Origin of the sequence: Desulfomonile tiedjei DSM 6799 (assembly GCF_000266945.1) — a bacterium.
GTDB classification, from domain to species: Bacteria; Desulfobacterota; Desulfomonilia; order Desulfomonilales; family Desulfomonilaceae; genus Desulfomonile; species Desulfomonile tiedjei.
The window spans coordinates 518,687-538,500 of sequence record NC_018025.1 but is presented as its reverse complement, the minus strand read 5'-3'; the positions used below and the strand labels follow the sequence as shown (position 1 = coordinate 538,500).

General features: G+C 49.3%; 9 protein-coding genes. 8 read left to right on the top strand and 1 reads right to left on the bottom strand.

The window, feature by feature from the left end; genetic code table 11:
- The first annotated feature begins 537 nt into the window (after positions 1-537).
- From smc to DESTI_RS02240, 5 genes are all read left to right on the top strand, one after another.
- Entirely contained in the window at positions 538-4,071 is a 3,534-nt protein-coding gene (smc, locus tag DESTI_RS02260; RefSeq protein WP_014808347.1) for a chromosome segregation protein SMC, read from the top strand.
- A 1,002-nt stretch (positions 4,072-5,073) separates the two neighbouring features.
- Positions 5,074-9,246, top strand: a complete 4,173-nt coding sequence (locus DESTI_RS28310) for a PAS domain S-box protein (protein ID WP_014808345.1) — start codon at positions 5,074-5,076, stop codon at positions 9,244-9,246.
- Positions 9,243-10,151 (top strand): diguanylate cyclase, encoded by a 909-nt coding sequence (locus DESTI_RS02250; RefSeq protein WP_014808344.1) that lies wholly within the window; start codon positions 9,243-9,245, stop codon positions 10,149-10,151. The genes DESTI_RS28310 and DESTI_RS02250 overlap by 4 nt, the downstream gene beginning before the upstream one ends.
- 142 nt (positions 10,152-10,293) lie before the next feature.
- Positions 10,294-12,123 carry a response regulator gene (locus DESTI_RS02245; protein WP_014808343.1) on the top strand — a complete coding sequence of 610 codons (1,830 nt, stop codon included), beginning with the start codon at positions 10,294-10,296 and terminating at the stop codon, positions 12,121-12,123.
- Positions 12,124-12,215: 92 nt separating this feature from the next.
- Positions 12,216-12,593 (top strand): response regulator, encoded by a 378-nt coding sequence (locus DESTI_RS02240; RefSeq protein WP_014808342.1) that lies wholly within the window; start codon positions 12,216-12,218, stop codon positions 12,591-12,593.
- Positions 12,594-13,242: 649 nt separating this feature from the next.
- Here the strand turns inward: DESTI_RS02240 and DESTI_RS02235 are convergent.
- Positions 13,243-13,605, bottom strand: a complete 363-nt coding sequence (locus DESTI_RS02235) for a VOC family protein (RefSeq protein WP_014808341.1) — start codon at positions 13,603-13,605, stop codon at positions 13,243-13,245.
- A gap of 724 nt (positions 13,606-14,329) precedes the next feature.
- Here DESTI_RS02235 and DESTI_RS28305 point away from each other — a divergent pair.
- From DESTI_RS28305 to DESTI_RS02220, 3 genes are all read left to right on the top strand, one after another.
- Positions 14,330-16,966, top strand: a complete 2,637-nt coding sequence (locus DESTI_RS28305; RefSeq protein ID WP_014808340.1) for a PAS domain S-box protein — start codon at positions 14,330-14,332, stop codon at positions 16,964-16,966.
- 407 nt (positions 16,967-17,373) lie between these two features.
- Positions 17,374-18,567 (top strand): MFS transporter, encoded by a 1,194-nt coding sequence (locus DESTI_RS02225; protein ID WP_014808339.1) that lies wholly within the window; start codon positions 17,374-17,376, stop codon positions 18,565-18,567.
- 20 nt (positions 18,568-18,587) lie between these two features.
- Positions 18,588-19,814 (top strand): MFS transporter, encoded by a 1,227-nt coding sequence (locus tag DESTI_RS02220; protein WP_014808338.1) that lies wholly within the window; start codon positions 18,588-18,590, stop codon positions 19,812-19,814.

Sequence of the window (19,814 nt, the reverse complement as noted above, 5' to 3'; positions counted from 1 at the left end):
GGAATATGGAGAGCATCGCCTCCAGACCCTATCCTCCACTGTGAAGCTGTAGTCAGGTCAAGAAGAGAAGGAAGAGAAGGAAGATTTGGGGAACCTTCTCTGTAGAGAAGGTTCCCCAAACCCCTCCAAGAGACTTTTAACATTTGGCTTTAGCATTCTTTTCCCTCCGGGAAATGAATGCTGAAGCCAATCTTGAAAAGGTCCCGGACGAGCTTATACTATTTTGCATACCGCACGGACCTGCCCTGTAGGTCCGTGTATCGCCTCAATGAGAAATATGTTGACTGCAAGTCCGTATCAGGTGCTCTTATTGCGTGACTTGCTTTCTCAGATGCATTCACCTAATCCTGCCTGACCTGGATCGAATTCAGCTGTTTTTCTCGCTTTACATTGAAGGACGGTGACGATAGTATCCGCCGAGATCAAAAGCAGAGGCATAAAATAGAAAAGCCGCTTTCACGGCCAACTTCGAGACAATTAGCCAACTGTGGTTGGTGAATCGAAGCGTCGTAGGCAGAAAAAGCGTTTCCCAAACCGATGAAGATCAAGCGATTAGAGATAAAAGGCTTCAAGAGCTTCCCGGATAAAACAGTAGTCGAGTTCAAGCCGGGCATTACCGCAGTGGTGGGGCCGAACGGCTGCGGCAAGAGCAATGTTCTGGAAGCCATCCGCTGGGCAATGGGCGAGCAGCGTGCTCGAACTCTGCGCGGGAAGAAAATGGAAGACGTGATCTTCAATGGTTCCGATAGCCGGAAAGCAGTCGGCATGGCTGAGGTCCAGCTTGTGCTTTCAAACACGGACGGCCTGAGCCCTGCTTCCATGGCTGACTACGACGAAATCATGATAGCACGCCGCTTATTCAGGGACGGCGATTCTCAGTATGAAATCAACGGGATTCCCTGCCGTCTTTCCGATGTGGTTGATTTCTTCCTTGATACGGGCGTTGGTAAGAATTCGTACGCCATCATCGAGCAGGGACGAGTTGACATGATTGTGGCCTCCAAACCGGAGGATCGCAGGGTCCTCATCGAGGAAGCCGCAGGAATAAACCGGTACAAATCGAGAAAAGAAGCTGCAATAAAAAAGCTGGAGCAGACCAAACAGAACCTCGTCCGTATCAGCGATATCGTTAGTGAAGTGAAACGCCAAAGCACAGCGCTCAAGAGACAAGCAGCCAGAGCAGAGCGTTATCGAAAGCTGACCGAAGAGCTTCGCAGCCTGGATCTCAGCATCCATTCCTGGAAATACCGCGAAGTGGAAACTGAAAAGGTCCGTGTAGATGGAGTGCTCCAGGAAGAACACGCGAAGCTCGCACAATGCGAAGCCGATTATTCCGGATTGTCCGCGGCACTTGAAGCAGAGAAGCTCAAGGCTTTGGAACTAGATAAGAAGCTCAAAGATCTCGTGGAATCCCGCCACAAAGCGGATGTGGAACTCACTGCCCTGAGAGGCCGCATCGAAAAACACAGATCAGGTATTGCGCAATCAACCGAACGGCAAAAAAGATCGACCGACGAACGTATCGTGATCGTCAAGAAGCTCGGAGAGGCTTCCTCACTAAAAGATACTCTGCAGAAGAATCGGAACACCATCTCAGAATCCATTGCAGCCGCTTCAGAGGATCTGAAACAAGCACAATCAAGCATGCGGGCAGCAGATCAGAGCCTTGTTGCAGAACGGCGGGCAGTCGAACAGTTCAAAGAAAACGTGTTCAGAACGCTTCAGGAGTCGGCCCAGGAGCGCAATCGCATTACCTTCCTGAAAAAGAGAGCCAGAGAAATCGATCTCAGTCTCGAGAAAATGACTGGCGAACTGCAGTCCATTTCCGATGCCCAAAAAGCCGATGCCCTGCAGCGTGAAGCTCTTGCCGGCGAATTGGAGATGACGACAAGAGCTCTCGCAGAACAATCAGAGCGCAAGGATCGTCTCTCCGAGGACCGCGAAAATCTGAGAAAACAGATCGTTTCCATGAGGGAATCCCTTTCCTTGGACGAGAAAGAATTTGCCGTTTCTAAAGCTAGATTCGATTCTCTTTCGGCAATGCAGCACGAATTCCGGGCATACGACGAAGGCGTGCGGTTTCTCATGGTCAACAAAGATACATGTGGCTCGGACTCGCTGCTCGGACCCCTTGCTGAAATGGTGGAAGTGGCCCCGGAGCATCGTAAAGCTCTTACAGCAGCGCTCGGGAATAGACTGGGACATCTCGTGGTGGAATCGCCGCAACATGGTGCAGAATCCGCGAACCTGTTGAAGGAACAGGCCGCCGGCAGATCGGGCTTTTTGCCGCGTAAGCCGAGATTTGAGTCGAACAAGGAGGGTTCTCCCGGCCCTGAAGACGCAATCCGGTTGAGTGAGATTGTCTCGTTCCGGGCTGGATGTGAGGAACTGGGATCGTTTCTCCTCAGCGATTGTTTCGTAGTGGACGATTTGGCTACCGCGGTTCGTCTCTGGGAGAATAACGGATATTCTGTGGATCTGGTAACCAAGACCGGAGAAGTCCTCACGAAACATGGCGAAATCATTGGAGGCATGGAAGACTCCAGCCGTGAAGAGATCTTCCGGGATCGACACGAAATGGCAGATCTCGACAAAAAGCTTCAAGATCTTGGCAAAAGGTTGACCATTCTAAAAAGCGAACTCAAAGCGAATGAGTTGAAAGAAAACGCGTGTTCGAAAGATCTCGAATCCTGCCGTGCAAGCATGGGCGACCTTAATGTAAAGGAAGCCGGCCTGAAGAAGGATCTGGAGAGACTGGATTCGCAGTTATCAGGGTATCGGAGAAGAACGGATATCCTGCAGCTCGAATCCGGAAACCTTCAGAAAGAAAAACTCGGTTTAGACGATGAGACTCTGAAATCCGAATCAAAAATTACCGTCCTGGAAACAAAACGTCAGGCGCTTGAAAAGCAAAAAGAGGAGTCATCGCGAAAAGTCGAGGAGCTCCATGCTACAGCCCGCGAGAATTCCCGTACTACAGGTGAGCTGCGTGTGAAATTGGCTCAACTTGAAGAGCGCAATCGCTCCATCGATCGCGAGTTTCAGGCTCTCTCGGAAACCGTCGTTCAGTACGAATCCCGTATCGCCGCGCTTACCCGTGACATAGAATCTTCAGCGGAAGAAGAGAAGCGATTGACTCTCGAATTGGAGTCCTGCCTGGCGGGAGAGCAGGAATTGCTTGCAGCTAAAATGGATCTATCCGAGAAGATTCAATTTCTGCAAAAAGAATCCGAGGAACTGTCCCTATCAGTTAGAAACACCGAGGAACAGGCAGCTCGGTCTGAAAAAAGCATGCGGGAACTTCGGGAAAAGGTTCACGGCCTGGAAATGGAATCTGTCAGATTAACGCAAATCCTGGAAGGGATTGTGGAGAAGATTCTCGAACGATACCGTACAGATCCCCGGACAGTCCCCTGCCCTGATGCGCTCCCTGACGATTCGGGTCTCGACGAACTGAGAACCAAAATAGAGGCAATGGGCGAAGTCAATCCCGCGGCCATTGCAGAGAGCAGAACCATACAGGAGAGGCTTGTCTTTCTGCTCGAACAGGAAACGGACCTCAAGAAAGCTGTGGAATCTCTCTACGCAACCATCAATGCCATCAACAAGACGACACAGGAACGATTCCGTACGGCATTCGAAAACATCAATGAACAGTTTCAACAAATATTCCCGTTTCTCTTCCGAGGAGGAGAAGCCCGCCTGGAACTCACCGACAAGGACGATCTCCTCGAGACCGGGGTTGAAATCCTGGCACGACCTCCGGGAAAACGAATTCAGAATATGGACCTGTTATCCGGCGGTGAAAAAGCATTGACCGCGGTTGCCCTGATCTTTTCGATTTTCTTGACAAAACCCTCGCCGTTTTGCCTTTTGGATGAAGTGGATGCGCCTCTGGACGATTCGAACCTTTCCCGGTTCAATGAAATGCTCAGGAAACTGGGTGACAAGACTCAATTCTTGATTATCACGCATAATAAGAGAAGCATGGAAGAGGCGGATTCATTGTATGGCGTGACCATGGAAGAATCCGGAGTATCCCGCGTCGTGTCCGTCCAATTCGCTTCCTGATGGGAAATCGGTAGCAAGACTTGGGGAACCTTTTTTGTAAATGGATTATGCCGTTAGCTCAAGTTTTGAATTGAAGGTATCGGTTTGTCAATCGTAATTACATGGTCTTGGCATTGCGGGCGTAGTCACTGTAGGGGGCCAACTCCCAAGAGCTCAGATCTCGAACGGATGAATTTGTGCCGAATCGCCTCTCTCGCTCTTCAAACTTCTAGCGCATTTATGGGAATAATCCAATAAACTATGGTATCGGTTCCATAGTGGAAAAAGTCAATGTACAGCTATCCTTTTGCGCACTGATTCTCGCCGGCCGTATGTTCGCGAACAAACGCATCCAGAGTTCTCGTTCGATACGCCCCTTCGCATCCCATTATCTTGTGCTTTCAGATCAACAATTATGGGATGCCAAAACTAATGTCCGCCTGACGACAGGGGTATTGGTAGGTGCCGTGCCTTCGTGGCCGGCACGTCTTCAATATAATCAATGATATCGTTAAAATGGACCGGCAGAGGAACTGTCTCAAAATTCTTGAATACACAACATATCGTGCCACGATTCGCCATCTTCGTAGGGGTAGGCCTAGTGCCTACCCTTATTCGGGCGGACTCGCAGGTCCGCCCCTACAATAGGGGCGGGATATGATGAGAAATTCGTGCCATGATCCAGGATAAATTTTGACTTTTGAGACAGTTTCGAGACGCCGGTCCCTACCATATCCTGTATTCACACGCGGAATAGACGACAGAATTGCGCCGATCATCGACAATTCTATAGTGGCCCCTTTCTTGCACAATGGTACAGCCAAGAGTCTTGTCGGATGAACTAAATCCACAGCAATCGCCATCTGGGCAATTTCCCCGCGCTAAGAAGGGCGGTACCTGATCTCAAGATCCTGCATTGATTATGCAGCTCGTGAGAATAATCAACAAAGTCTTTGCCGTTTGTTGAGCCATCCCACTGCGAGAAAATGAGAAGCATGAAGAACAGAAGAAGGAGTGGTTCCCATGGCAATAGAAAACTGGCTGCAATCGTGGGGAGAATTTACAGGAGGGAAATTCTTTCTGATGTTCCTCTCAAATCTGGTAAGGTTGGCATCGGACGTTCCATTGATTTACCGTGCTGAACAGAAAAGGAAACTCATGAGTCAAAAGGACCTGCCAAGTTTTGACGAACCGGTTGAAGACGATGCTGCAATCAAGCTGCTTCGAAACTCCAATGTCGCGACGGAAACCATTGATCTGAACAATTTCTTTGCCCCGAGTCTCACTTCTTCCGGTAGCTTTGATTTGCAGGAAGTGCCGAAAACCTCCTTTGGCAAACTGTTAAAGGCTCTCCCAATACCGGTCTTTCTCGTAGATAAGTCCTTTTGCATAACATTTTTCAATGATGCCTGTGAGAAAATCAGCACGAATTGCGCCTCACTCCTTGGAATCCGTTTCAGCTCTCTATTCGCAGAGCCCAAGACGTGCCAAGCTGCTCAAGCTGTTATAGAGAGAGTTTTCTCGGAAAGAAAACCTCAAGTGAAGACAGCGTTGATGCAGTTCGAGAAGCACAGGATCTGGGCACGAATCTACTTAAGATCTGTACGGTTGGGAACGGAACGCTCTGTGCTTGTTCTCATAGAAGATTTGACAAGTGAGAAGAAGCAGATTCTCCTGAATGAAAAATACAAGAAGCTCGTGGATATAGTGCCGGTAGGAATGGCCGAATTTTCCCTTAAATCCCAAATACCCGTTACTCTTCCCAAGTCACAGATGATCCCTAGAATATTGCAAGCCTCTCTGATCGACGGGAACAGCGAATTCGCAAAATTGCATCGACACACGTCCATCGATACTCTCGTCGGTTCTTCGTTATCGAAGCTCTTTTTTCAGGAGGAATGCACGGAAGATCTCCTCGGCCTCTGGAGAGACGGCAATTGCCAGGTCGCAAGTCAAGAAATCAGAGAAGAAGATGAAGACGGCCGGATCAGATACCTTGAGAATACCATAATAGGCGACATCAAAGGAGATATTCTGCGATCCTTTTGGATCATGCAACGCGATGTGACAGACAGGATGCGTGTACAGGAACAACTCGCCGAAAGTGAGGAGAGATCGCGACACATGTACGAAAACTCTCCGGTAATGATGCATTCTATCGATCCTCAAGGGATAATCCGCAATGTTAACAAGAAGTGGACGGAGGAGACCGGGTACACGAGAGAGGAAGCAATCGGCAAAAAAATCTCGTTCATCATGACCCCTGAATCGGCCCAAAAAGCGTTTTCAACCGTCTTGCCGGCATTCTGGCGCGATGGCAGTGCTAAAGCTATTCCATATCAGTACGTGAGAAGAGACGGCACTCTGATGGACGTACTGCTCGATTCGGATGTCATGGACGACAGTTCCTGGGGGAAAATAAGTCTTTCGACGATTCGCAATATTACCGAGCGCAAAAGGGCAGAAGATGAAACCAGAAGAACAAAAGCTCTGCTCGATTCAATTATTCAAAATTTACCGACCGCCATTTTTCTCAAAGACGCCGAACACTTGAAATTCGTTCTCTGGAATAAAGCCAGCGAACGCTTGTACGGGTATTCAAAGGCAGAGGTGTTGTCCAAGAGCAGCAATGACATTTTTCCGCGGGAACAAGCTGATTCATTTAATGCTCAGGACACAGAGACCCTTCGCAGAAGAAGTTTGATGGATATCGCCGAGGAATCGGTGAAAACAAAACACGTCGGGCTCCGGCTCATCCACACCAAAAAGTTACCCATTCTCGATAAGGATGGGACTCCGCGGTATCTTCTCGGCATATCCGAGGATATCACCGAAAGAAAACAGGCAGTGAGGGACCTTATTTCCGCACGTGAAGAAGCTGCCGCTGAAGCCAACAAGTTGCGAACAATGATTCAGGGAATGGATGCCGGGATCGTTGTCGCGGATGCGGACGATGTAATTACTGAAGTGAACACCTGGTTTCTGGAAAAAACCGGGTTAAAGCGCGAAGAGGTTGTCGGTAAGAACATCTTTGATTGCCATCAAAATCCGGCTTCAGGGCACAGATTGAGAAGGCTTTTAGATGACTATCGTCATGGAAGCCTTAGAACCGGCATGTCTGAGAACCGCGAACTTGCGGGGATGAAAGTGGCTCTCCGGGTGCAACCCATATTCAGTGGCAACCATTATATGGGGGTTATACTCAATGTCACCGATGTGAGCGATCTCGTTGAGGCCAAATTGGCAGCAGAATCGGCAAGTAAAGCAAAAAGCGACTTTCTCGCGACCATGAGCCATGAAATCCGGACTCCGATGCACGGCATCATTGGCATGACCGAACTCCTCATGCAGACGCAACTCAGCAGGGAACAGACCGAATACCTCGAAATAATCAAAGCATCGGGAGACTCTCTACTCAGGTTAATCAACGATATTTTGGATTTCTCGAAAATCGAGGCGGGAAAGTTCGAATTGGAGCACATTGGATTCGGTCTGCGGGCTATGTTGGGTGAAACCATGGAGTCTCTTGCCATTCAGGCCCATCAAAAGGGTCTTGAACTGGCTTTCCGGGTATCGCCTGAAGTCCCGGACGTCCTCAAGGGAGATCCCGTACGTCTAAGACAGATCATAGTGAATCTCGTCGGAAACGCCATTAAATTCACCAGTGCCGGCGAAGTGTTCATGGATGTGATAGTCGAGTCGGCGTCGACCCCCAATGAAACAACCCTCCATTTCTCAGTGTCCGACACGGGAATCGGTATTCCTGAGGACAAGCAGCAAGAGATATTTTCTTCATTCACCCAAGTGGATACCGGAATGAGCCGAAGATATGGAGGAACCGGTCTCGGACTCGCAATAGGCTCAAGACTTGCGGCAATGATGGACGGTAAATTGTGGGTGGAAAGCAAGATCGGAAACGGAAGCACGTTCCATCTCATGGCAAAATTTGAAATACAGGAGAATTCTACCGACCGTCTTCAAGAATCCGACACACGCTTCAACCTCATGGGATTGCCGGTCTTGGTGGTCGATGATAATGCGACTAATCTTAGAATCTTGAAAGAGATTCTCACAGGATTCGGCATGAATCCCACGTGTGTGAACGAAGCATCCGCGGCGTTAACTGCCGTAAAAGAAGCTCAGAAAACCGAGTCTCCATTTCTCCTTACCATTCTTGATGCCAACATGCCTGAGATGGATGGATTCGAGCTTTCCAGAACAATCGTTGAGACGACGGGATCCCGTGGACCTGTCATCATGATGTTGACCTCATCACGGAATCGAGGAGATTCAGAGCGCTGCAAGCAGTGCGGAATATCAATTTACTTGAAGAAGCCCATTAAGCAGGCCGAGCTGTTCAATGCAATTCAAATGACTCTGGGCATCGCACACAAACCGGATGAATCTAATCAACCGGTTGCAGAGTGTATAGCAGGAGAGAGAAGACGCCTGCTCAAGATTCTCCTGGTAGAAGACAATCCGGTAAATCAGACTCTCGCTCTTCGGCTCCTGGAAAAGAGAGGCTGCACCGTCTCCATCGCCTCAAACGGAAAGGAAGCCCTCAAGTCTCTGGAAGCAGAGAGTTTCGATTTGATTCTCATGGATATAGAAATGCCTGAAATGAACGGTTTTGAAACAACCCAGGCTATCAGGAATGCCGAACAATCTTCAGGCGAGCATATCCCGATAATAGCAATGACCGCGCATGCCATGACCGGTGATCGAGAACGATGTCTGGATGCGGGAATGGACGGGTATGTCTCAAAACCGGTCGACAGTCGAGAGCTTTTCTTCACGATTGATAAGTTTACTCAAGATCGGAGCGCGTGTGATCCGGTGATTCCGGATCGCGATCACATTGACGAGGCCAGATTACTGGAACAAGTGGGTGGCGACAAAGATCTCCTGAGACAACTGATCGATCTGTTTGCAGAAGAATCACCGAAGCTGTTGGGTAAAATGAGAGAAGCTATCGAGCATCAAGACCCTGAGATGCTGCAAATGGCAGCGCACACCATGAAGGGTATGATCGGAAATTTCGCCGCTAACTTAGCTGTTGAAGAAGCTCTCAAGCTTGAAAACCTGGGAAAAAGCCGGAGCATGGAAGAAGCGCGGGATAGGCTTCTTGCGCTCGAGAAGGAAATCATGAGTGTGCAGGACGCACTGAGAATTTTCGTTAAGGATGATCCGCAATGAGAGTACTTGTTGCAGACGACGATCCCGTTACAAGACGACTCCTGGAAGCTCAACTGCAAAAATGGGGTCACGAGGTGATAGTCTGCGCCGACGGCTCGTGCGCCTGGCGGTTACTTTCCGCAGAAAATGCTCCCAGACTCATCATTCTCGATTGGATGATGCCGGGAATAGATGGAGTCAACATTTGTCGCGAGATCAGGAAACTCGAGCAGCAACCGTACAAGTACCTCATTCTCCTGACTTCGAAAAGTAGACAAGACGAAGTTATCGAAGGCCTTGAAGCAGGAGCGGACGATTACATAACCAAACCCTTCAACCCTAACGAACTGAAGGTCCGGATCAGAACAGGTGCACGCATTGTGCAACTCCACGAGGAGCTTACTCTCGCACTCGAAAAATCACGTTTTCAAGCGTCACACGACAGCCTCACAAGTCTTTTCAACCGCACGGCGATCTTCCAGGCCCTTCATAGTGAACTGGAGAGATCTCGTCGTGAATCCACTAAGTTGTCCGTAATATTGGCTGACATAGATCATTTTAAGCATATAAACGATGGATATGGGCATTTGGCGGGAGACGCCGTGCTTAAAGAGTTGGCTAAAAGGATTGCTTCTTCGCTGCGCATGTACGATTCTGTGGGCCGTTATGGAGGCGAAGAGTTTGTCATTATCTTACCGGGTTGCGACGAACAAGAAGCACGGAATGCCGCGGAACGAATACGGTCTTGTATAGCAGATAAACCGATAGTAACATCCGCGGGGGAAATTTCCTGTACCTTAAGCTTGGGCGTGACCTCGGCTCCTGGAACATCAGTGAAGAACATGGATCAGATGTTGAAAAAGGCTGACGAAGCTCTTTACCACGCCAAGAATTGCGGGCGCAATCGAGTGGAGCTATGCATTTGAGAAACAGTTTTGTTATCGTCAACTCGGCAAATCATGCCATTGAAAATACAGTGTCGTGCAAGTCCTTTTGGGCAGAAAGGGTTGATTTTTTCCGACCCGACCATATGGTCGCAACACTCTTCGTGGATTCTTAGGAGTTCCTATGGGTTCATTCCAATCATCACGATCCGAGCACGTTCTGACTGCCATTGAGAGGCTTGTTCCTGATACGGATACTTCTGGCATTGAAACAAGTGCGTCAGGTCCTGTGGCTGAATTTGACAAGCAGGCATTAATCGCAAAGATGTTCGGCGATTACGACCTCGCGAGGGAGGTCGCCGGGCTTTTCCTCAGTTATGTTTCCGAACTGGTGGCTGCCGTCCGCAATGCCTTGCAGCACAAGAATCCTGTGCAACTGGCTTCTGCAGCGCAGGCATTGAAAAGTTCCGTGGCTAATCTCGGTGCGGAGAAATTACTGAGAGTCGTGCGTGAATTGGAAACCATGGGGCAGACGCAGAATCTCTCTGGAGCCGAAGAAGCCTTCCAGCGCCTGGAATCGGGGATCAAGACTGTTTGCGGAGTTCTTACCTCTGTATCGGGCAAATTGCAGTCATGGAAAATTTTGATCTCCGACGATGATCCCGTTTCACTGAGAATGCTACAAGCAACACTCATGAAATGGGGACACGATCCCATCGTCACTCCTGACGGGAAGTCTGCTTTGAGAATTTTATCAAGCGCCGATCCACCGAGATTGGCAATTCTCGATTGGATGATGCCCGGGCTTCAAGGAGTTGAGGTCTGTCGTGAGCTGCGCAAAAGAATAAAAAGCGACTACATTTACGTGATCCTCCTGACGGGAAGGGAAAAGACTGACGATATCATAGAAGGTTTGGATGCAGGCGCTGACGACTACATGCTAAAACCGTTCCAGCCCAACGAGCTGAGAATTCGGATTCGAGAAGGTTTTCGCACGTTGGATCGTCTTGCAGGCGCTCATGCGGCAGCGTCCGAGCAGGACGACATTCCCTCAGACCTCCTGGGACGAGAAGGGATTCTTGTATCTCTGAAGAAAGAATTGCTGCAATCCATACAGAATAGAACCCCATTAAGCGCAATGATGATTCAGTTGGACTCTTATGCAGCCTTGAGAGACGATTTCGGACAGCTCATTGCCGACCTGGCTGGAAAAGAAGTGGCAAGCATCGTTCAGTCGTATGTGAAACCCAATGATGCTTTCGGGCGCTACGACAGTGATAAACTCTTGCTGGTCCTTCCCGGATATCAGGAATCGCAGGTACTGGAACTGGCAAGAAAGGTTCAGTCGCGTCTCGAATCGGCAGTTGTCTCTGCAGATGACACAATGCTTCCTGTCACCGCGTGCCTCGGTATAACCTGGGGATTTCCGTCCAGCCTTGTACACGTGGAACATGTGATTTCGATCACCGAAAAGGCCATCAAACAGGCTCAAGGCGGAGGTCGGAACAATCTCGTACTTTTGCGCATGGATTCACATACTTACGGAGTAAACAGGCATGAAGCCGAGCCTTCACCTGCCCCATCGCGATTGGACAAAGAGTTAATTGTGGCCTCTCGATCCGGAGATCTGAAACGTGTCAAAGGATTGATAAACTCTGGAGCACGACTGGATGGGAGCGACAACAAAGGCAATACGGCGCTCATGGAAGCTGCATTTTTCAAATACCCCGAAGTGGTTCAACTCTTAGTGGACGAAGGAGCTGATGTGACGCGTCATAATAATGCGGGTGATTCGGCGCTCATTGAAGCCATTCGCGCAGGACATGCAGATGTCGCCCAAATTCTGCTGTCCAGGTACAGTGCTGCAGACCTGAAAGAGGATCTTCCATCACTTTATAGAGCTCTTGTGGAAGCTTCAGCTTATGGAAAAGCTGACGTGGTGAAACTCGTCAAGAGACATTTGGCCGATCATGGCTGTATTCCCTTGAAGAAAAAGGGGGACGCCAATCCATGATGCTCGAAACTATTTGAACAGATGAAGAACATCACCCACATCGCAAGAAGAACATGCTATGTATATGCAACTTTTTTGAACAGGGGCATGGGATGGTGCAACCAAGAATATTGATAATTGACGATGATCCCAATATCCTCGAACTTTACAGCCGACTTCTCAAGAAGCACGGTTACGATACTGTTGAAGCCAGAGATGGCAAAATTGGAATGAGGCTGTATCGCGAGAATCCTACGGACCTGATCATCACAGATGTGGTAATGCCTGAGAAAGAAGGCATAGAGGTAATAAGAGAGCTGAGACGAGATTTTGCTGATGCCAAAATTATAGCCATTTCAGGCGGAGGACTTGCAACTTCGGGTTCCGTGTGTCTGCAGATCGCGGATCGCCTCGGAGCATGCCGGACATTTACCAAACCGGTAAGCACTTCGGAGTTACTCGAAGCAGTACAGGAATTGCTGGAGAACTGAGCCGGTATCACTAGTTTTTTTAAACTTATACGGATTTGCAATCAAGATAGTTCTTACTGAGGCGGAAGCACGGATCTGCAGGGCAGGTCCGCGGCACCCAAAGCCGCTGTCGGTCTCGGTACGGGGGTGCCACTGACCTGCGGAGCCAGATCAGTGCAGTAAACATCTTGAATGCAAAAATAGTATTAAGGATGCCTGAAACCATCTCCCGATCCGATACATTTTGGTACGAAACTTTCCCGGACGGATCGGCATCCTATTGGTAAAGCGACACAAGGAGAATTACCGTGAATCAGGAATCAAGCCCGCATGAAAAATCAAGAAAGCCCTTGAAATCATTTAATATGAGTTGCCCAGTAAATTATTATCGCTGTGAGAGATGCGCAAAGGATGAGGTATTTGGCTGTTGCCCTATCGGATCCAGTTGCATGTGCCGTGGCGGCTATCTCGACGCATGCGAAACGATTTGACGGCGTAGATGAACACCATTGGGTAGACGCTTTGTTGAGGACCGGCGCCGACAATCTACTCATACCTACTCGCTTTCAAAGAAGTAATACTTGGGGAAACACTTCTTACAAGAAGGGTTTCCCCAGTATTTGCTGCTTGAAAGCGAGTAGGTATCAGACGATCTGCGTCTGTCGAGCCGCTAAGCTGCGCTTTCGTCTGCCTGCCATAACCCGAAGAGGTTTTTCTGAGGATCAAGAGCAACGGCATACCAACCCATGCCTTTGACTGCCGTCCTGGGAACAATTATGGTTGCTCCTTCCTCTTTGGCTCTGTCGAGAGAGGCTTCAACCGATTCCACGCAAATGTAGAAAGTGGGTGTATGTCCGGGATCCTGGCGTGACATCATGCCGGCCATGGGTTTTTCGTCTCCGTGGTCGATCCCGTAATACTCCATGTCTCCCGGCATTTTCTCGAAATCCCATTCAAAAACACCGCTATAAAATTTCTGCAGTGTTCCGAGGTTATCTGCCGGAATTTCTATGTGGCAAATGTGACCTTTCATGGTTCATTCCTCCACGTGCTCGCACTCAATGTTCAGAGAATCTGTGGATCTGCGCACGATCGATTTGTCTTATCATTGTGCTCCACACATTCGGCGTTTATCTCCATTAATATAGTCATGGCATTTCATTAAGAAAAATAATTCTCAAGATCCGGGGAATATTCCAAAAACCTTTTTTGGTAACCATTCAGTTACGCAGGAGAGAGGTTGCTTCAGCCCTGGAAGGGCTACCCAACAGTAGCCGTGGGTGCAAACCACGGAAGCGTTACTGCAAAACCTTTGTCTTCAGGACCCTAAAAGGGGTCCACCAATGACATTTGGGAATCATTGCCTGTTTGGTCGACCCTTTCAGGGTCGTTGAACCATGTTTACGGACATGGCCCTGTCCACGGGTTATACCCGTGGCTACTGTTGGTTCGCCCTTCCAGGGCGCAGAATCCCTAGTGTCCACACGTAACTGAACGATTACCTTTTTGGGAAGATTCATCTCATGTTGCATTTGAAAATTGAGCATGAGACAACCGGTGGAATACGACCAAAACGGCTATGAGAGTATGATTCTTCACAATTGGGCGAGAACCATTCAATAGACGATCATTGTTTGATAGACTGGGGCAATTCTCTTGAGGCCGTGCCAAATCCGTCGGATCGGGTAGTCGATCTAAAGGGCAGATCAAAAGCTCGACATTATGCGATCAAAGAGACAAGCGGCCGGATTATCCTCATGGCCGAAACAATGAGATGTGAACGAGAAAAACAGAAAATGGAAATTCCAAATATCGATACTCGAAATGCTAATTTAACCTGCCAGTCCTTGTTGACTGTCCTGGAACACTTAAATGCTGCCGTGTGGGTCATCGATCAGGATGACGGCCGGATACTGTTCGCTAATCATGATGCGGAAACGATGTACTACGAAAGCGAAAAGATTAGCAGTGACAGTTCTGCAAGCCTGCCACTCGAAACATCAGCCCGGACTGATTTGACGGAGTTTTTGGACAAAAGAAACCTGGACGAGAGAGAATATCAACTTCTGCTGGCAGGCATGAGAGTGGCTGTGCAAGAGTTTGATGTTGATTGGCTGGACGGCAAAAAAGCTCGCTTGAAAATCGTCCGAGATCTTTCGGACATGAACCGAATGGAAAAGGCATTCATTGAAAGTGAGGCTCGCTTCAGGGCGACTCTCGATAATGCAGCGTACGCAATAGTACTGACGGACGACAAAGGGCATTTTACGCAAGTGAATGCAGCCTGGGAGAAAATGTTCGGGTACACTGCAGAAGAGGCCCTTAGCCTGACCAACCTCGACGTAACTCACCCTGACTCCATTGAAGTCTCAAAGGAGAAGCTGTCAGCTTTGGTAAGAGGTGATCTGGACTTCTACCGGATGGAGAAGCAATATGTTCGGAAGGATGGGTCTACGTTTTGGGGAGATCTTGGCGTTACTCCGGTCCATGGCCTTGATCGCCATTTAGGGGCAACCGTGGGAGTGATAGCCGATATAACGGATCGCAAAAGGATGGAGGAGTCACTAAGAGAAAACGAGGCGCGATTTCGCGCAACATTGGACAACTTGGCTCAGTCCGTCACCCTCACCGATGACACCGGTCGATTCACGCACGTGAATGAAGCCTTTGAACCAATGTTCGGGTACACTCCCGAAGAAGCAAGAAATCTTACGCACCTGGATGTCACTCACCCGGATGATGTCGAGCTGTCCCGAGAAAGACTGCAAGCCGTGGTCAGCGGTGAGTTGGATTTCTACCGACTGGAAAAACGTTACGTTCGGAAGGACGGGTCTGTTTTCTGGGGCGATCTCACCTGTACACCTGTGGTGAGTCTCGATAGAAGCGTTGCTGCCGCAGTAGCTGTAATTGTCGATATAAGCGAACAAAAGATGATTCAGGGGGAACTGCAAAAGGCACGCGATAAACTCGAACTTCGTGTGGCGGAACGTACGGAGGAGCTGGCGGCCGCAAACAGAGAGCTGTTAGATCAAATAGCGGAGCGTACCAGGGTCCAAGAAGCGCTCAAATCCAGTGAAGAGCGTTTCAGAGCAATCTTTGAGACTGCCAGGGATTGTATCTTCATCAAGGATCAAAACTTGAAATATCTCCTCGTAAATCCTGCAATGGAGAGGATGTTAGAGTTACCCGCCTCTGAAATCATGCAACTGAGCGATGAAGAGCTGTTCGGGCAAGGCGCCGGTGAGTATCTGCGTCAACTGGACAGACGAGTTTTGGCAGGAGAGATAATCGAGACAGAGCACACGCGGCCCGTTAAAGGCGTTCCCATGACCTTCTTGGAGATTCGGGCTCCTATGAGAGATCAAGATGCTGAAATAATCGGTATCTGCGGTATTTCCCGCAATATCACCGAGCGAACGAAAGGAGTCTTTAAAGAGATATCTGCCGATCAAGTGAGTTCCACCGTCATGCGTTCTACTCTGGCTGAAGCTCGCATGGCAGCGAAAACGGATATCATCATTTTGCTTACCGGCGAAAGTGGAGCGGGAAAAGATCACCTGGCTTCCTTCATTCACGATAATTCTCGGCGATCGAGCGGACCTTTTTATGCCATCAATTGTGCTGCTATTCCTCCTGAACTGGCAGAGTCTGAACTCTTCGGTCACGAACAAGGTGCTTTCACCGGTGCAAACCGAAGAAAAAGAGGCCTACTGGAATTGGCGGAAGGTGGCACCCTGCTGCTGAACGAGATTGGAGAGTTACCCCTCCATCTCCAGGCGAAGCTGTTGACGTTTCTGGACAGCCGATCCTTCACTCGAGTCGGTGGAGAAAAACCGGTAACGGTCAGTGCTCGGTTGATTGCTGCTACAAACAGGAACCTGGAGGAGGAAGTTGCCAAAAACCGTTTCAGAGTGGATCTCTTTTATCGCCTTAACGTTCTATCCATAAGGGTTCCTCCTTTACGAGAGAGGATCGACGACTTGCCCGTGCTCGCCCAAATCATCATCGCCGAATTGGATCAAGAGCTTCAACTCCATAAGAAAGCATTCATTTCCGATAAAGATATGGCAATGCTCTGCGCCTACAGGTGGCCGGGCAATGTAAGGGAGCTGAGAAATGTTCTCGAACGGGCGCTCATCGTCTCACCCGGACCGCAATTGGAATTCGAGTCTTTCCAGACCGACGCTCCGGTTCCGACCAACAAGTCATGGACGTTCCATTTTCCTCCAAAGCCGTCATACGTTCACGCAGTGGCGGAATTCAAGAGAAATCTCCTCGTAGAAGCGTTGAATACTGCAGGAGGAAATAAACAGGAGGCCTCTCGTCTCTTGGGTATAACCCGGCACGTATTGAGGCGGCAGCTCGAGAGGCTGATGATTGATGTGTCAAAGTGACGCATACTGTTTTAATGTGAGTCACTTTGACACACAGAAATCTCTCAATGTTATGAAGGGTTACATTTTTTTCACCAGATGTGTGTCTGTTTGACTCACTTGCGCTGCTCTATCCATTTCTTCACTGAGCGACCATATTCCCCTTGCATTCCAACCACTTGACTTGCCACCCAAAACTGGCACGCGTTTTGCTTCTATCCCCGCAACAGCCCCCAAGAGAAATTCTTCCCATTCGGTGACGGGATTTTCTCCATTAATATCAGCTCACTGGAACTCGACTGATTAACTGCAACGTCGTCGTTTGAGCCCCATGGGTCCTTTGAGTCCATGGTTCAAACCGAAGGGACAGGTTTGCCCAAAATCGGGATCCGTACGATCGATCCTGAAAACTCTATAAGGAGGAAAACGTGCAAAAATCGGCTGCTCCTGCAATTGAAGTGGTTCCATACAGGTGGGTAATCCTCACGATGATGGTTGCCTGTTTTCTGTTCACGTTTATCGTCAGGTTCACGTGGCCTCCCCTCATCCCGGTGGTCGTCCCGGCTCTGAACATGAAAATGGCTCAGGCCGGAGCTTTCATGAGCGCTTTCTATTTCGGATACATTATTACGCAGATTCCTGCAGGTCTCCTGGCGGACCGGTTCGGAGTGCGTCTGCTATTGGCTTTAAGCCTGATCGTAGAAGGTATAGCTACTTTCGCTATGGCTTACATTACCAACTTTGAGCAAGGTTTCTGGTTGCGAGTGGTTACCGGCCTGGGAGCCGGTGCGGTTTATTCCGCTTGTGCTCGATCGCTCATGGAGTGGTTTCCGCCACAAGAGAGAGGCACGGCTTTCGGTATCATGTTAGCGGCTGTAAGCGGAGGCATTGTGCTTTCCGGATTCGTGGTACCACCTCTCAATACGTGGTTTGGATGGACCGGAGCATTTCAGGCGGTTGGGAGCTTTACCGTCGTGATGGGCATATTGATATACTTTCTGGTCAAATCCTCGACGACCGTTGTCGGTGGAAACATGTTCCAGGGGTTCAAGATAGTTTTCGGAAATAAAGACCTCATCCTCACATCCCTATCCGGCTTCTGTCTCCTTTGGGTGGAGTTGGGAACAGCAACGTGGACCGTAGCTCATGTGAAGAAGCTGGGGTTCGGTCTGAAAGAAGCAGGTTTCATATTGATGTGGTACGGTCTGGGAGGATTGATAGCACCGATGATTTCCGGTTGGTTGTCCGACAAGATCGGGCATCGAAAGTGGATCTACATTGCCTGTCTCGTGGTTATCGCTCCCCTGACACTTTATTTCGGGTCTCAGCAGACCCTCCCCATGTTGAGTTTCGTTGGCTTTTTGTTCGGCGTCTTTTCCTATGCAGCAAATCCACACTTGACGATCATGATTTCGGAATTTGCCGGTCGAGCGTGGGCGGCAACCGCTAACGGGGCGTCCAACTTCTTTTTCCAGCTTGCTTCTATGATTTGTCCGTGGATCGTGGGTTTGTCCATAGATTGGACCGGAACGTACGATTGGGTCTGGTGGATCATGGCTGCGGGGCCTCTTCTGGGCATAATCCTCATGTTGCCGGTCAATCCTGAGAATAAAGCCGAATAGGGCGAGAGGAAGAAACGAAAATGAATCAGCCTGTTCCTTCCAACATCCTTCGCTATCGCTGGGTAATCCTCGGACTCTGTGTGGGCTGCTTTCTTTTCACGTTCATCACCCGATTTGCCTGGCCTCCGTTGATTCCGGTCATGGTACCCATTCTGGGTATGAAGATGAGCCAGGCAGGCGCCTATATGAGTGCCTTCTACTTGGGATACATCATCACACAAATTCCTGCCGGCATCATGGCTGACAAGTTTGGTGTTCGGTTGATTTTGGGATTGAGCCTTATCATTGAAGGAGTCTCCACTTCTGCACTGTCATTTATTGACAGCTATGAAACAGGTTTTGCCCTGCGGGTACTCTCCGGATTAGGTGCAGGCGCAGTGTACTCTTCCTGTTCGCTGGCTTTAATGGAATGGTTCCCTCCCCACGAGCGAGGCAAAGCATTTGGAGCACTCCTGGCAGGGCCGTCCGGCGGGATTTTGGTGACAAATATCATTGTCCCCCCATTGAATCAACTCATTGGATGGCAGGGGGCTTTTCAGACAGTAGGGTCATTGACCATATTCGCAGGCCTGATGGTTCTCTTTTTCATGAGATCGCGTGCGGTCACAGCCTCTCAGGAAAAGACGATTGCCGAAGGATTCAAGGTCATTTTTTCGCATAAAAGTTTGATCTACACGTCACTCGCGGGGTTCGGGCTTCTTTGGCTTGAACTCGGCACAGCGACGTGGGCCAATGCCCATATCAAAAGACTCGGATATTCCGTTGTCGATGCGGGTTTCGTGATGATGTGGTACGGACTGGGAGGCATGATTGCGCCGCTCGTTTCCGGTGTGATATCTGACCGGATAGGTCAGAGAAAAGGGTTGATCGTTTTCTCTTACATTCTCATCATCCCTCTGTGCATAGTGTTCGGGCATCAGACCGGACGATTAGAGCTTTCCATTACAGCGTTTGCGTTCGCCTTCTGTTCGTACATCGCAAACCCGCAGCTTACCATTTTGATCTCCCAGTTTGCGGGTACAAAATGGGCGGCAACTGCAAATGGAACCTCGAACTTTATTTTCCAGCTTGCATCAATGATTGCTCCCTTTGTCATCGGATGGTCCATCGATCTCACCGGAACCTTTTCCGCCGCGTGGTGGATTTTGGCAGCAGGACCTTTGGTAGGAATCCTGTTGATGCTCCGGGTCAATGAGTCCCATGCCCGAGACGAGCTTGCATCGTTGGTTTTAAGCAAAATTCAATAG

What these genes read in the sequence shown, in the direction of transcription:
- smc (WP_014808347.1), top strand. Translation starts at nt 538, where the DNA reads ATGAAGATCAAGCGATTAGAGATAAAAGGCTTCAAGAGCTTCCCGGAT.
- DESTI_RS02220 (WP_014808338.1), top strand. Translation starts at nt 18,588, where the DNA reads ATGAATCAGCCTGTTCCTTCCAACATCCTTCGCTATCGCTGGGTAATC.
- DESTI_RS02245 (WP_014808343.1), top strand. Translation starts at nt 10,294, where the DNA reads ATGGGTTCATTCCAATCATCACGATCCGAGCACGTTCTGACTGCCATT.
- DESTI_RS02240 (WP_014808342.1), top strand. Translation starts at nt 12,216, where the DNA reads ATGGTGCAACCAAGAATATTGATAATTGACGATGATCCCAATATCCTC.
- DESTI_RS02235 (WP_014808341.1), bottom strand. Translation starts at nt 13,605, where the DNA reads ATGAAAGGTCACATTTGCCACATAGAAATTCCGGCAGATAACCTCGGA.
- DESTI_RS02250 (WP_014808344.1), top strand. Translation starts at nt 9,243, where the DNA reads ATGAGAGTACTTGTTGCAGACGACGATCCCGTTACAAGACGACTCCTG.
- DESTI_RS28305 (WP_014808340.1), top strand. Translation starts at nt 14,330, where the DNA reads ATGGCCGAAACAATGAGATGTGAACGAGAAAAACAGAAAATGGAAATT.
- DESTI_RS28310 (WP_014808345.1), top strand. Translation starts at nt 5,074, where the DNA reads ATGGCAATAGAAAACTGGCTGCAATCGTGGGGAGAATTTACAGGAGGG.